A 13,381-nucleotide genomic window follows, 5' to 3' on the forward strand; every position below is an offset into this window, starting at 1 on the left:
TCAACCAGAGCGGTTATTGCCCTGAATGAGTCGGATGTCGCCGCTTCCATAAGCGCATCAGCCGCAGGTAGATCAGCACGTTGATTGCCAGCACCACGCTGCCCAACCCTAGCTGAATCGTGGGGGTCAGCCCGGCCGGATAAATAATCGGCCACACGTAATGTTCAATAAAACCGCCGCCATAACCGGTTTGCCCGGCCGCGTGGCGCATGAGGTTTTCCCATTCGGTCAGTGGGCACGTCAGGTGGAAAACTTCCACGGTCACGCCCCACGCGGCGGCGGGCAGGTGCCACCAGGCCAAGTGGTGCCATTTGAGCACCAGCAACCCGCCGAACAGCACGAACAGAATGAACAGCAAGTGAGACAGCACCAGCCCGTCGGCGGCGATTCGGTAAAGCATGTCGATTCCCTGACGCGTTATGTGAATCGCTCCATGGTACTCGGGCTGGGCGCGTGTGCTCTATCGATTGCTGTTTTCCAGCACTGCCAATACTTCCTTCAAACGCACCGCCGTGGCTTCACTGCTGCGTTGCATCGGCGATCGCAGCTCGTCGCGGATCAACCCTTCAAGGGCCAGGGCGGTTTTCACCGGGGCGGGATTGGGCTCGATGAACAGGCTGTGAATCAGCGGTAGCAACTGGAAGAAGGTCGTCCGGCCGGCCGCTAACCGGTTATCGCGGATCTGTTGATACAGCGTCACGAACAACTCGGGATGAACATGGGCCGAGGCGGCAATCGCGCCTGTGGCACCCAGGCATAACGCGCCGAAGATCTGGTGGTCTTCGCCGCACAGCACATCGACTTTGCCGCTGGAGAGCAGCGCAAGAGTGGTGGCTGGATTGCCGCCGCAGTCCTTGATTGCGACGATCCGCTCGTGGGCGACGATCCGAAGCAGGGTCGCCTGTTCGAAGGCGATGCCGGTGCGATAGGGAATGTCGTAGAGAATCACCGGGACGCTGGACGCATCGGCGACGGTCTTGAAAAAAGCTTCGAGGCCGGCCTGGGAAGGGCGGATGTAGTACGGCGGTGGAACCAGTAAACCCGCCAGGGGACGTTTGAGGATTTCGCTTTGAAAGTGCAGCAACTCGGCAAGGTTGTTGCCGGCCAGGCCCATCACCACACGTTCTGGCGGAACCAGTTCCAGCACCGCATCGAGCACCGCCAATTGCTCATGTTTGCCCAGCGCCGCGGCTTCCCCGGTGGTGCCGCAGACCACAATGCCATCGACGCCTTTTTCCAGCAGATGACGGACCAGCCGCCGCAACCCGGCGAAGTCAATCGCGCCATCGTGAAACGGCGTAACGATGGGAACCCAGATACCTTGAAACGATGACATGCACTTTCTCCTGAAGGTTGACCGATTTCGTCACCGTCAGAAGCGTAGAAGGAAGTCAGCAAGAAGGAGGGAGTATCCGCCGCGCTCAATGTCCTGTCAGCTCATCTGACGGGACAGCGCGCCCCGGTCACATGAGCGACTGTTTCTTCGATTTAAGGGCGTGCGCAACGCAACCTTGCGCCTTGGCATTCAAGCCAATGACGACAGTGTTGAGGTTGAAGGTTGCGGACATGGTTGCTTACACCCTGAATGAGGTGCTCAGTTTTAAAAGTCGGCGCGATGTTTGTCAATCTCGAAAATCAGCACCGGTCGCTTGCAAGTGCGCAAGATTGTTCAAGCCATCCACCGCGACTGCTGGCACAGTCTGGGGTCTTTCCCTGGTTGTAGAGCGATATGTCCAATTCACTCATGCCGCGCAGTGCATTCCTTCGCGGTGCCGCGGCCATCATGCCGTTGTCCCTGGCGACCGCGCCTTGGGGGTTGCTGGCCGGATCCATGGCCATCGAGGCCAATCTCACACCGCTGCAAGGCCAGGGGCTGTCGAGCATCGTGTTTGCCGGCGCGGCTCAATTGGTTGCCATCGGCATGCTCAAGGGTGGTGCCGGGGTCTTTTCGATCCTGTTGACCACGTTGTTGCTGACCTCCCAGCATTTGCTTTACGGGATGAGCATGCGCTCAGTGATTTCCCCGTTGCCGGGCCGCTGGCGTGTGGGGCTGGGCTTTTTGCTCACCGACGAGTTGTTCGCCCTGACCAGTCAGCATGACAAACAGCAATTCAATCGTTGGTATGCCCTGGGTGTGGGCCTGACGTTTTACATCGCGTGGAACCTCTTCACCCTGGCGGGCATTGTGCTGGGCAGCAGCATTCCGGGCCTTGAACACCTGGGGCTGGACTTTTCCATCGCGGCGACCTTTATCGCCTTGATCACGCCAGTGGTGCGCAATGTTCCGACGGTGGTCTGCGTGGCGGTTTCACTGTTCTGTTCGGTGCTGTTCAGCTATTGGCAATGGGGCTCGGCCCTGGTGTTGTCGGGGTTGGCGGGCATGACCGCAGGCTTTATCTGCAACAAACTCTATGTGGGGCGCACATGATGGTCTGGGCTGTGATTATCGGGATGGGCCTGCTGGTGTTCCTGAACCGCTACGTATTTCTCGAGCCTCGGCTGCCGGTGCGCTTGAGCAGCAATGCCCGGCAGTTCCTCGGTTTTGCGGTGCCGGGCATGCTCACGGCGATCTGCGGGCCGATCGTGTTCATGCCCGACAAACAGTTGAACCTGCAGTGGGACAACCCGTACCTGATCAGTTCGCTGGTGGCCGTGGGCCTGGTCCTTTACACCCGCAACACCTTGCTCAGCATGTTGTTGAGCATGGGGTTCTTCTTTTTGCTGCGGTGGTGGCTCTGAGTCGTCCCCGGAGAAACTGTTCTACGCTTAAAGGAGATCCCTTCAGGAAGAGAGGTGAGCATGGCCACTGAACCAAAGCGTCCGGACCCGGATGAGGACATCGATGAACCGACGGAGGAAGAGCTCGAGCAGCAGAGGCGTTCGACGCCGGACTGGAAGCATCCCGATGACGGTAAAGAACTGTCGGACCGCGACCAGGAGCGCCCGCTGAAGCCCTGACAGATCTGCACATGCCAAAAGCCCCGCCATAGACAGCGGGGCTTTTTAATTTTCGATGCCTGAAATGCAATCACCTGTGGGAGCGGGCTTGCTCGCGAATGCGGTGTGTCAGTCAATATCAATGCTGAATGGCACACCGCATTCGCGAGCAAGCCCGCTCCCACAGGTCAAGAGTGGGGCATCGTCAAATGACATGCGCCCGCTGCAACTCGGTCAATGACAACGCCTTCAGGCGCGCCAGCAATGGATCGCGCCGGTCCCGCGGATGCGCCAGTTCCACCGCCAGTTCCTGACGAATGCTGCTGGGGCGGTTGTCCATCACCAGCACGCGATCGCTGAGGTACAGCGCTTCATCGACATCATGGGTCACCAGCAGCAGGGCGATGGCGTGGCGCCCGGCCAGTTGCAGCAACAGATCCTGGAGTTTCATCCGGGTGAAAGCGTCCACCGCGCTGAAGGGTTCGTCCAGCAGCAAAACCTGCGGCCGCGAGTAGAGGCCGCGGGCAATCGCGACCCGTTGCGCCATGCCGCCGGAGAGGGCTTTGGGCAGGGCCTGGGCGAAACCGTCGAGACCGACTTCTTCGATCAGTTGGGCGACCCAGGCCTTGTCGTAATTGCTGTCGGCGCTGAAACCGATGTTTTGCTCGACCGTCAGCCACGGCATCAGTCGCGGTTCCTGAAACACGAAGGCGACTTCGCCAGCGTTGTTGCGCAGTTCACCCTGAAAGTCTTTTTCCAGGCCGGCGACAATCCGCAGCAAGGTGCTTTTGCCGCAGCCGCTGGGGCCTAGCAGGCTGACGGTTTCCCGGGGCTGCAATTGCAGGTGGATGTTTTTCAGGACTGTGGTGGCGGCGAAGGTTTTGCGCTCGACGCGAATGTCCAGCAGGTGTTCGGTCATGGCTCAATCCCCTGTGCTTTGGCCGTTGAAGGTGTCGCGCCAGGCCAGGAAGCGTTTCTCACAGCCTGCGAGGATGCCGTCACTGAGTTTGCCCAGCAGTGCCAAGACGATGATCGCGGCGAGCACGATGTCCGGGCGTGAGGTTTCGCGCCCGTCACTGAGTAAATACCCCAGGCCTTTGGTCGCGGCGATCAGCTCGGCGGCCACCAGAAACATCCAGGCCAGGCTCATGCCGCTACGCAGGCCGGTGAACAGGCCGGGCAGGGCAGCAGGCAACAGAATCCTCCGCACCAATCGACGCCGGCTGAAGCCATACATCTGCCCGACTTCGACCAGTTTGCGATCGATGTTGCGAATCGCCGCGACGCCGTTGAGGTATACCGGAAAGAAAGCGCCAATGGCGATCAGGACGATTTTCGAGGTCTCGTCGATGCCCAGCCACAGCAGCAACAGCGGCACCCAGGCCAGGCTCGGGATTGAGCGCAGGCCGGCAAAGGTCGGCTCCAGCCAGGCTTCGGCTTCGCGGCTCAAACCGACCCACGCAGCGAACAGCAGCGCCAGACCGGCGCCAATGGCGAATCCGAGCAGCACCCGCAGCAGGCTAGCGCTGATGTGTTTCCACAGCGCGCCTTCGGCCAGGTCCCTCAAGGTCAGCGCGATTTCGCTCGGCGCGGGCATTTGGTAGGACGGCAGCCATCCAATGCGCACGACGAATTCCAGCACGAGGACGATCAGTATTGGCAGGGCCAGGCCCTTGAGGCGCAATTGCCAAGCGTTGCTGAGACGGCGCGGCGCGGGCAACGTCAGGCTGGCGGGCAGGTCTTTGCTGTTGCTGGTCATGGGGGCTCTCCAATGACGGCTGATTTGAAGCAAGATCAAAAGATCGCAGCCTGCGGCAGCTCCTACATTGATCGGGCACAACCATGAATCCACGGTGTACGCCTCTCCCTGTAGGAGCTGCCGCAGGCTGCGATTTTTTGATCTTTATTGACGGGCCACGGTTTGTTTGAAGCCGGTATCGATCAGCTGATCGATCACTTGATCGACATTCACCCCACGGCGAACCAGTTCTTCGGAGACCAGAATCGGTGCGGCAGCCTTTGAGGCGATCACATCCCTGGCGCTCAGTTGCGGGCTGCCCAGGTCGGTGCGCGACAGTTGCAGTCGGGCCACTTCCAGCGGCAGACCGGACTCGGTGGCAAGCAACTTCGCCAGCTCGTCAGGGTTTTTCACCGCCCAGTCGCGAGCTTTTTCGTAAGCGCTCAGCACCGTTTCGATGGTTTTCGGATGCTCTTTGGCGTAGGTCTCGGTGACGCTGACCACGCCGTAACTGTTGAAGTGGGTGTTGCGGTACAGCAAGCGCGAACCGGCCTGGACTTCGCTCGCGGCCATGTGCGGATCCAGGCCGGCCCAAGCGTCGACGTCACCTTTCTCCAATGCGGTGCGACCGTCCGGGTGTTGCAAGTGCACCAGCTCCACATCGTCCTTGGTCAGGCCGGCCTGTTGCAGGCTGCGCAGGGTGAACAGGTACGGGTCGGTGCCTTTGGTCGCGGCGATTTTCTTGCCTTTGAGGTCGGCCACGGTTTTGTACGGTGAATCCTTGCGCACCACCAACGCCGTCCATTCGGCGCGGCTGTATACGTAAACCGATTTGATCGGACTGCCGTTGGCCCGGCTGAGCACGGCGGCGAGGCTGGCGGACGAGGCGAAGTCGACACCGCCGCTGTTGAGGTATTCCAGCGAGCGGTTGCTGCCCTGGCTCAGCACCCAGCTGACTTTGGTCTGTGGCAGGGCCTTTTCCAGAAAACCGAAGTGTTTGAGCACCAGGCTGACCGGCGAATAGTAGGCATAGTCCAGATGCACTTCGGCCGGTGGCGTTTCAGCCGCTTGGACGAAGGTCGGCAGGCATAGGGCCAGTGCGCAGGCGCTGAGCAGGTGCCTGACGTTGGGAAAACGGAAGATCGGTTTCATGGGACAGCTCCTGGCAAGGCGGCGAGATTCTTATTTCCGAAAAATCATTTTTCTTGAGTGCTTCCTGCGTTAAAGGAATATTGCAGGCTCTGTGCCATGTCCTGGAATTGCCGGTTTATCAGGGGTGGGAGGCGGATGATGGGGTATCAGGGTGCACCGGGGAAAACAGTCTGTTGAGTCACTGTTGCTGGGTAAACACCGACTGTTCCCGGTCATGAGCTTATGCATAAATAGAATTTAATCAGGCTTTTACAAGAGCGTTATGGTCTATAAAAATAGCCCTCCAGGAGCCCCTGATGAACCTGTCCCGATACTTGCGCGGTCTGTTGGCCAGCGCCCTGTTTGCCGCGCCTTTGAGCTACGGTGCCGAGCCCGTGGTGTTGCACGTCGGCGATCAGAACTACTACAACATTCGCGCCTCGGTGGAGGCTTCGGGTGTGCTGCAAGGAGCGCCCTACACCGTTGACTGGAAGCACTTCCAGGCCGCTGCGCCGCTGGCCGAAGCGCTGAATACCGGCGCGTTGGACCTGGGTTTTCTCGGTGATTCGGGGTTTCTGTTTCTGGCCGCCAAACAGGCACCGGTCAAGCTGATCGGTGTGTCGCGGCAGAACCCGGACACCATCGCCTTGCTGGTGCCCAAGGACTCGCCGGTGAAAACCATCGCCGATCTCAAGGGCAAGAAAGTCGCGTACTGGCCCGGCGCCTGGAGCCAGCAGCTGACCCTGCGCGCCTTGGAACAAGCCGATTTGCCGGATAACTACGTCGACTTCATCAAACTGATGCCAATCGACGCCGCTGCCGCGTTACCCCAAGGCAGCATCGACGCGTTTCCGGTCTGGGAACCCTACATTTCCCAGCAGATTCTGTTCTCCGGTGCCCGGCCGATTCTTACTGCCAAAAACCTGATGCCCGGCCTGAGCGCCATCGCCGCTTCGACGCCTTCGATCGACAGCAAACGCGAAGCCATTGCCGACTTCCTGGTGCGCCTGAAAAAGGCCCGGGCCTGGGTCGACACCCACACTGACGAGTACGCCGATCTCTGGGCGAAAAAGGCCAACCTTGATCAGAACGTGTCACGCCATTGGCTGCGCCAGGCGCACATGACTGTCGGTCCGGTGGATCAGCAGGCCGCGGCGGATCTGCAAAGCACCGCGGACTTCCTGTTCAAGGTCAAGGCATTGCCGGCGGCCCTGGCGACGGCACCGATCATCGACAGCTCGTTCCAGCAGGCGCTGGCGCAATAACCGAAAATCGCAGGCATAACGCGAGTCCGGGAGCGGGCGCCGGAACCAAACACTGTGTACCCTTATCCAACCTCGGCTTGCAGCGATTTGCGGGCCGGTCGAGGGATGAATGGGCGAGGGGTTTTTGCCATTAAACGTGATGACCGCAAGGTCTGGTCCAAGGCAAAACATGAAGCAGCTGGTCAAGGTTCTCTCCGCGTTCTCCATCGCAGTCGGCTTGCTGGGCTGCATTGCCGCGCCCATTGAAATGACGCCGCAGACGCAACAGGGTCTGCGCACACAAGCGCCGATCCGCTTTCTGCTGACCTTCGACGACGGGCCCAGCGCGTCGGGTTTTTACAACCCGACCGTCACCGTGCTCGACAGTCTCGCGCGCAATCCGCTGCAACCCGACATTAAAGCGGTGTTCTTCGTGCAGACCCGTGACTCACGCGCCGGCGGCAGTGAAGCGGGTCGACAGATCATGCGTCGCGAACACGCCGAAGGTCACCTGCTGGGCTTCCACACGGCCACGCGCCGGCACACCAACCATCGTTCTCTGGACCCGGAAGAACTGGAACAGTCACTCACTGATGGCAGCGCAGACATCGCCGCGATCAGCAAAACCACGCCGACCTTGGTGCGTCCGCCATTCTGGAACTATGACAAACGTACCTTTGCGGCCTATCAACAACATGGCATGCACGTATTGCTGACCGACCTGAGCGCCAATGACGGCAAGATCTGGGGCTTCAACGCCAGCCCCCGTCGGCGGGCCAATATGCTGCGGCAACTGTCCGAAGTCCGCGAGCGCATTGCCCTCGGCGAGTTGCCGACGGTGGACGGAGTGATTCCGGTGGTAGTGACCTTTCACGACCTGAATCGCTACACCGCCCGGCATACCCGGGAATACCTGCAAATCCTCCTCGACAGTGCCAGTGCCACCGGTCTGGTCACGGCGCAGAAAGCGTTTTACGACGACACGGCAGCGCTGCAGCGGGCGGCCATGGCGCGTACTGTCCGTGACAGTTCAGAAGCGGTTGAGTTGCCAGGCATCTGGAACTGGTTATGGGGCGCAGATACCCACTGATCGATGTCGGGCGATTAACTGTTCAAAGTGAGAAGTAGCTAACACTAATTGTTAGCGTTCGCTGGCGCGGGTTTATTGAAGTTGATCTACGCTGAGTGGATCCAATCGGAATACCGTCCCCGAGGGCGCTCGCCATGGTTCCAGTTACCCAGCTTTGCAGCATTGTGGAGTCCGGTTTCAAACCGCTGTCCTGCGAGTGCACCGTGAATCGCGATGAGACATTGCGGATCAAGGTCTTCGATCGCACTACCGGGCGGATTGAACTGTTGATCACCGGTGTATCGCCCGACGAGTTGACCAGTGTCCGCGATATTTCCAACCTGATCGGCGAACTTCGCACCGAAATGCGCGCCGGGCGCCGAGCCTTCGCTGGTGTAATGGCCTAACGCACTCCTTGTAGGAGCTGCTACAGATTGCATTACGGCTCAGGCCTGTTTTTCAGGTCTGTCGCGCGGCAGCAGTTCATCGATCATCTGCAAACAATGATTCAACCCCGGCGATACATCGCCCACGCGCCTGCTGAGGATGATCGGCGAGGTCGCGTTATCTTCCAGCACCGGGGTGAAGCCAATGTCGTCGCGGTGCAGCAACTGCACTGAGGCCGGCACCAACGTTACCCCGATTCCCGCACCCACCAGACCGATCGCTGTTTGCAGTTCATTGGTCCATTGCGCCACGTTGATATGCACGCCATAGGATTCGAATAACGCGATCACGTGGTCGGCGTAGCTGGGCCGCGGGTTGCCGGGGTAGAGCACGAAGGGTTCTTTTGCCAGGTCACGAAGGCTGATCGGTCCGGCCAGTAATGGATGGCCGGCAGGCAGGGCGGCGACCAGCCGGTCTTCAGTCAAAACAGTCTGGATGATCGCCGGGTCGTCGATGCGGATGCGCCCGAAGCCGATATCAATGCGCCCGGCCTTGAGCGCCTGCACCTGTTGCAACGTGGTCATTTCCGAGAGCCCCAACTCAAGCGCCAGCGGCTCACCGCTGCGCAATCGGCGAATCAGTTCCGGCAGCACGCCATACAGTGTCGATGGTGCAAAGCCGATGCCCAGCCAGGTCTTTTCGCCCAGCCCGATCCGCCGTGTGTTGTCGCACACCTTGGCCAACTGTTCGAGCAGGGCGGTGGAGTGTTCATGGAAAAACCGCCCGGCGTCGGTCAGCTTCAGCGGTCGGCCGCGCTCCAGCAGCAGCACCCCGAGTTCGTCTTCCAGCTGCTGGATCTGCCGGCTCAGCGGCGGTTGGGCGATGTGCAGCAACTCGGCCGCGCGGGTGAAGTTGAGGGTTTGAGCCAGCACCTGAAAATACCGCAGGTGACGCAGTTCCATGAGGCCTCCGGACGTCGGTCTGTTGAATACCTTTAAGCTGTTAAATACCTTTAAGGTATCGAGTCAGACCAATTCTATATTGGCCGCCCGGAAAAAGCCGTACCAGAATCCGTTCCAGAACTTTAAGAACCTGACGGGTATCGACATGCGTGCAACTGCCATTGAATCGATCGAGACGATCATCGTCGATCTGCCGACCATCCGCCCGCACAAGCTGGCGATGCACACGATGCAAAACCAGACCTTGGTGATCATCCGTGTGCGCTGTGCCGACGGTATTGAAGGGATTGGTGAATCGACCACCATTGGCGGTCTGGCCTATGGCAACGAAAGCCCGGACAGTATCAAGACCAACATCGACAAACACTTCGCGCCATTGCTGATCGGCCAGGACAGCGGCAATGTGAATGCCGCAATGTTGCGCCTGGAGCGCAGCATTCGTGGCAACACCTTCGCCAAGTCAGGTATCGAAAGCGCCTTGCTCGACGCCCAAGGCAAGCGCCTGGGCCTGCCGGTCAGCGAGCTGCTGGGCGGTCGCGTTCGTGATGCGCTGCCGGTGGCGTGGACCCTGGCCAGCGGCGACACCGCCAAGGACATTGCCGAAGCGGAACAAATGCTCGACTTGCGCCGCCATCGGATCTTCAAGCTGAAAATCGGCGCAGGCGAGGTCAACCGCGACCTGGCCCACGTCATTGCGATCAAAAAGGCGCTGGGCGATCGCGCCAGCGTGCGGGTTGATGTCAATCAGGCCTGGGACGAAGCGATTGCCCTGCGGGCCTGCCGGATCCTGGGAACCAACGGCATCGACCTGATCGAACAACCGATCTCGCGCAATAACCGCGCCGGCATGGTGCGCCTGAATACCGTGAGCCCGGCTCCGATCATGGCCGATGAATCCATCGAATGCGTGGAAGATGCCTTCAACCTGGCGCGGGAGGGCGCGGCTTCGGTATTCGCCCTGAAAATCGCCAAGAACGGCGGCCCACGTGCCGTGTTGCGAACCGCCGCAATTGCCGAGGCGGCCGGTATTGGCCTGTACGGCGGCACCATGCTCGAAGGCGGTATCGGCACGCTGGCCTCGGCCCATGCCTTCGTCACGCTGAACACACTGGGCTGGGACACCGAGTTGTTCGGCCCGCTGCTGCTCACCGAAGACATTCTCAGCGAGCCATTGGTCTACCGCGATTTCCAACTGCACGTCCCGCAAACTCCGGGGCTGGGCCTGAGCCTGGATGAAGAGCGCCTGGCGTTTTTCCGTCGGGACAAAGTATCCAGGACCATATCCACTGCCGTTCATCAAGCCTGAGGAGGGCATCATGCTGTTTCACGTAAAAATGACGGTGAATTTACCGGTCGACATGAACCCGGAACGCGCCGCTCAGCTCAAGGCCGACGAAAAAGCCCTGGCCCAGCGCCTGCAAGAGCAAGGCAAGTGGCGTCATCTATGGCGCATCGCCGGGCTCTATGCCAATTACAGCGTGTTCGATGTCGACAGCGTTCAGGAACTGCATGACCTGCTGATGCAATTGCCGCTGTACCCGTACATGGCGATCGAGGTCAACGCGCTGTGCCGGCATCCTTCTTCCATTCGCGAGGATGACCGCTGAACCCAGCCTGTTCAGTTCGCTACGCTAATAATTACAAGATGAGGAACCACCATGAACGTCAAGATTTCCCACACTGCCAGTGCCCAGAAGTTTCTCGAAGACGCCAGCGGTCTGCATAACGAAGCCGGCGATCCGCGGGTCAAGGCGCTGATTTACCGGATCCTGCGCGATTCGGTGAACATCATCGAAGACCTGGCCGTGACCCCGGAAGAGTTCTGGAAAGCCGTCAACTACCTCAACGTGCTGGGTGCGCGTCAAGAGGCCGGGTTGGTGGTGGCCGGGCTCGGTCTGGAGCATTACCTCGACCTGCTGATGGACGCCGAAGACGAGCAGGCCGGCAAAGCCGGCGGCACACCGCGGACCATCGAAGGGCCGCTGTATGTGGCGGGTGCGCCACTGTCGGAAGGTGAAGCGCGGCTGGATGACGGCGTCGATCCGGGTGTAGTGCTGTTCATGCAGGGCCAGGTGCGCAACACCGCCGGCGAACCGCTGGCTGGCGCGGTGGTGGATGTCTGGCACGCCAACACCGGCGGCACTTATTCGTACTTCGATACCACTCAATCGGAATTCAACCTGCGTCGTCGTATCGTCACCGATGCCGAGGGCCGGTACAGTTTTCGCAGCATCGTGCCGTCGGGCTATGGCTGCCCGCCGGACGGTCCGACCCAGCAATTGCTCGATCAACTGGGCCGTCATGGTCAGCGGCCGGCGCACATCCACTTCTTCATCTCCGCGCCGGATCATCGTCACCTGACCACCCAGATCAACCTCGACGGCGATCAATACCTGCATGACGATTTCGCCTATGCCACCCGTGATGAGTTGATTGCCAAAATCACCTTCAGTGACGATCCGCAGCGTGCGGCGGCTCATGGCGTGAGCGGGCGTTTTGCCGAAATCGATTTTGACTTCACGCTGCAGTCGTCTGCCCAGCCTGAGGAACAGCAACGCCACGAACGGGTTCGCGCGCTCGAGGACTGACGCCACTGCGAGCTGATCCGGGCCACGAGATAACCGACCGTTTATCTCGTGGCCTTCTGCATCACAGCCAGTACCCTAGAATGTCGGCGCCACCGATAACAACAATGAGAGTGAACCGATGATGCAAGCGCAATTGTTGAGTCATCGCAGCAGAGTCTTCGACCATGCCGACCCCTACGCGGTGTCGGGCTACGTCAATCAGCATGTCGGTAACCATTGCCTCCGGATGCCCAGGGCCGGCCGGCCGCTGGCCAGCCTCGATCATCGCAAATTCGCCAGCCTCGACCTGTGCCGCATCAGTTACGGCGCCAGCGTGCGGGTTATGTCCCATGCGCTGGACAGCATCTATCACTTGCAAGTGTTGCTGCGGGGTAACTGCCTGTGGCGTGGCCATGGTCAGGAACATTACTTCGCTCCCGGCGAGTTGCTGCTGATCAACCCTGACGATCCAGTGGATCTGACCTATTCCAGTGATTGCGAAAAATTCATCCTGAAAGTCCCCTCGCGGCTGCTGGAGTCGGTGTGCGAAGAGCAGCGCTGGCGGTATCCGGGGCAGGGCGTGCGGTTCCTGGAGAACCGTTATCAGCTCAATGAGCTGGAAGGTTTCGTCGGTCTGCTGGCGATGATTTGCCAGGAGGCGGAAGCCACCGAACAGATTCCCAGGGTGCAGGAGCACTATGCGCAAATCGTGGTCAGCAAAATGCTTGGCTTGATGAAGACCAACGTCATGCGCACCGATCCCGGCTCACCCTCCGCCACGTTCGAGGCGCTGGTCGATTACATCGCGTGCAACCTCAAGCAAGACATCGACAGCGAAGAACTGGCGCGCCAGGCGCGAATGAGCCTGCGTTCGCTGTATGGGTTGTTCGAACGCAACGCGGGGGACACGCCGAAAAACTACATCCGGCAGAAAAAGCTCGAACGTATTCACGCTAACCTGAGCGACCCGACCTGCAACGTGCGCAACGTCACGGAAGTGGCCATGGATTACGGCTTTCTGCACCTGGGCCGGTTCTCCGACAGCTACCGCAAACAGTTCGGCGAATTGCCTTCCGACACCCTCAAGCGCCGTCATTGACCTCGTAAACGCCACCCCCACCGCTGTTTGATCGTTCCCACGCTCCCGCGTGGGAATGCCTCAACGGACGCTCCGCGTCCGCTTTTGGGACGCAGAGCGTCCCGCGCTGCATTCCCACGCAGAGCGTGGGAACGATCGGGCAAAAATCACTCTGCACAAAACGGATACAGGTCTGCACCCCGCGGATAGTCCGCCCCATCCCCTCGTCCTAGCATGGCCCTGCCTGAATAAAAACAATGGAGGCGGC

At 59.9% G+C, this 13,381-nt stretch carries 16 protein-coding genes; 10 read left to right on the plus strand and 6 right to left on the minus strand.

Annotated elements, in window-relative coordinates; translation table 11 throughout:
* Positions 1-13: 13 nt before the first annotated feature.
* Both ACZ9IM_RS14155 and dapA read right to left on the minus strand, forming a co-directional pair.
* Positions 14-400, minus strand: coding sequence for a DUF2784 domain-containing protein (locus ACZ9IM_RS14155; protein WP_427623073.1), 387 nt, complete (start codon positions 398-400; stop codon positions 14-16).
* 60 nt (positions 401-460) lie between these two features.
* Positions 461-1,336, minus strand: coding sequence for a 4-hydroxy-tetrahydrodipicolinate synthase (gene dapA, locus ACZ9IM_RS14160; protein ID WP_476224261.1), 876 nt, complete (start codon positions 1,334-1,336; stop codon positions 461-463).
* Positions 1,337-1,729: 393 nt separating this feature from the next.
* Here dapA and ACZ9IM_RS14165 point away from each other — a divergent pair, with 393 nt between their 5' ends.
* From ACZ9IM_RS14165 to ACZ9IM_RS14175, 3 genes are read left to right on the plus strand one after another with little or no spacing between them, the layout of a single operon-like run.
* Positions 1,730-2,428 carry an AzlC family ABC transporter permease gene (locus ACZ9IM_RS14165; RefSeq protein WP_032830637.1) on the plus strand — a complete coding sequence of 233 codons (699 nt, stop codon included), beginning with the start codon at positions 1,730-1,732 and terminating at the stop codon, positions 2,426-2,428.
* A complete protein-coding gene (locus tag ACZ9IM_RS14170; RefSeq protein ID WP_162830927.1) occupies positions 2,428-2,739 on the plus strand; it encodes an AzlD domain-containing protein in 312 nt (103 codons plus the stop codon). Before ACZ9IM_RS14165 ends, ACZ9IM_RS14170 begins: the two co-directional genes overlap by 1 nt.
* A 60-nt stretch (positions 2,740-2,799) precedes the next feature.
* Positions 2,800-2,958, plus strand: a complete 159-nt coding sequence (locus tag ACZ9IM_RS14175) for a hypothetical protein (RefSeq protein WP_007895518.1) — start codon at positions 2,800-2,802, stop codon at positions 2,956-2,958.
* A 184-nt stretch (positions 2,959-3,142) separates the two neighbouring features.
* On the opposite strand, the gene ACZ9IM_RS14180 is transcribed toward ACZ9IM_RS14175, so the two are convergent.
* The 3 genes from ACZ9IM_RS14180 to ACZ9IM_RS14190 all read right to left on the minus strand — a co-directional run bounded on the left by ACZ9IM_RS14180 (position 3,143) and on the right by ACZ9IM_RS14190 (position 5,827).
* The gene (locus ACZ9IM_RS14180) at positions 3,143-3,856 is read right to left on the minus strand and encodes an ABC transporter ATP-binding protein (RefSeq protein ID WP_427623076.1); all 714 of its coding nucleotides are present in this window, start codon (positions 3,854-3,856) and stop codon (positions 3,143-3,145) included.
* A 3-nt stretch (positions 3,857-3,859) separates the two neighbouring features.
* A complete protein-coding gene (locus tag ACZ9IM_RS14185; RefSeq protein WP_476224262.1) occupies positions 3,860-4,696 on the minus strand; it encodes an ABC transporter permease in 837 nt (278 codons plus the stop codon).
* Positions 4,697-4,840: 144 nt separating this feature from the next.
* Positions 4,841-5,827 carry an aliphatic sulfonate ABC transporter substrate-binding protein gene (locus ACZ9IM_RS14190; RefSeq protein WP_476224263.1) on the minus strand — a complete coding sequence of 329 codons (987 nt, stop codon included), beginning with the start codon at positions 5,825-5,827 and terminating at the stop codon, positions 4,841-4,843.
* A gap of 296 nt (positions 5,828-6,123) precedes the next feature.
* On the opposite strand from ACZ9IM_RS14190, the gene ACZ9IM_RS14195 reads away from it, so the two are divergent.
* From ACZ9IM_RS14195 to ACZ9IM_RS14205, 3 genes are all read left to right on the plus strand, one after another.
* The gene (locus ACZ9IM_RS14195; RefSeq protein WP_476224264.1) at positions 6,124-7,071 is read left to right on the plus strand and encodes an ABC transporter substrate-binding protein; all 948 of its coding nucleotides are present in this window, start codon (positions 6,124-6,126) and stop codon (positions 7,069-7,071) included.
* Positions 7,072-7,240: 169 nt separating this feature from the next.
* Positions 7,241-8,140 carry a polysaccharide deacetylase family protein gene (locus tag ACZ9IM_RS14200; RefSeq protein WP_476224265.1) on the plus strand — a complete coding sequence of 300 codons (900 nt, stop codon included), beginning with the start codon at positions 7,241-7,243 and terminating at the stop codon, positions 8,138-8,140.
* Positions 8,141-8,274: 134 nt separating this feature from the next.
* Positions 8,275-8,526 carry a DUF1652 domain-containing protein gene (locus ACZ9IM_RS14205; protein WP_063340259.1) on the plus strand — a complete coding sequence of 84 codons (252 nt, stop codon included), beginning with the start codon at positions 8,275-8,277 and terminating at the stop codon, positions 8,524-8,526.
* A 39-nt stretch (positions 8,527-8,565) separates the two neighbouring features.
* On the opposite strand, the gene ACZ9IM_RS14210 is transcribed toward ACZ9IM_RS14205, so the two are convergent.
* Entirely contained in the window at positions 8,566-9,468 is a 903-nt protein-coding gene (locus ACZ9IM_RS14210) for a LysR family transcriptional regulator (protein ID WP_476224266.1), read from the minus strand.
* Between the two features lie 145 nt (positions 9,469-9,613).
* Between ACZ9IM_RS14210 and ACZ9IM_RS14215 the strand changes: the two genes are divergently transcribed.
* The 4 genes from ACZ9IM_RS14215 to ACZ9IM_RS14230 all read left to right on the plus strand — a co-directional run bounded on the left by ACZ9IM_RS14215 (position 9,614) and on the right by ACZ9IM_RS14230 (position 13,134).
* Positions 9,614-10,774, plus strand: coding sequence for a muconate cycloisomerase family protein (locus tag ACZ9IM_RS14215; protein ID WP_476224267.1), 1,161 nt, complete (start codon positions 9,614-9,616; stop codon positions 10,772-10,774).
* 10 nt (positions 10,775-10,784) lie between these two features.
* Positions 10,785-11,075, plus strand: coding sequence for a muconolactone Delta-isomerase (catC, locus tag ACZ9IM_RS14220; protein ID WP_007936026.1), 291 nt, complete (start codon positions 10,785-10,787; stop codon positions 11,073-11,075).
* 51 nt (positions 11,076-11,126) lie between these two features.
* Positions 11,127-12,056, plus strand: a complete 930-nt coding sequence (catA, locus tag ACZ9IM_RS14225; protein ID WP_476224268.1) for a catechol 1,2-dioxygenase — start codon at positions 11,127-11,129, stop codon at positions 12,054-12,056.
* 118 nt (positions 12,057-12,174) lie between these two features.
* Positions 12,175-13,134: an AraC family transcriptional regulator gene (locus ACZ9IM_RS14230; RefSeq protein WP_427623083.1), complete on the plus strand. Its 960-nt coding sequence runs from the start codon at positions 12,175-12,177 to the stop codon at positions 13,132-13,134.
* The last annotated feature ends 247 nt before the right edge of the window (positions 13,135-13,381 follow it).

This window comes from Pseudomonas sp. TE12508, assembly GCF_056279485.1.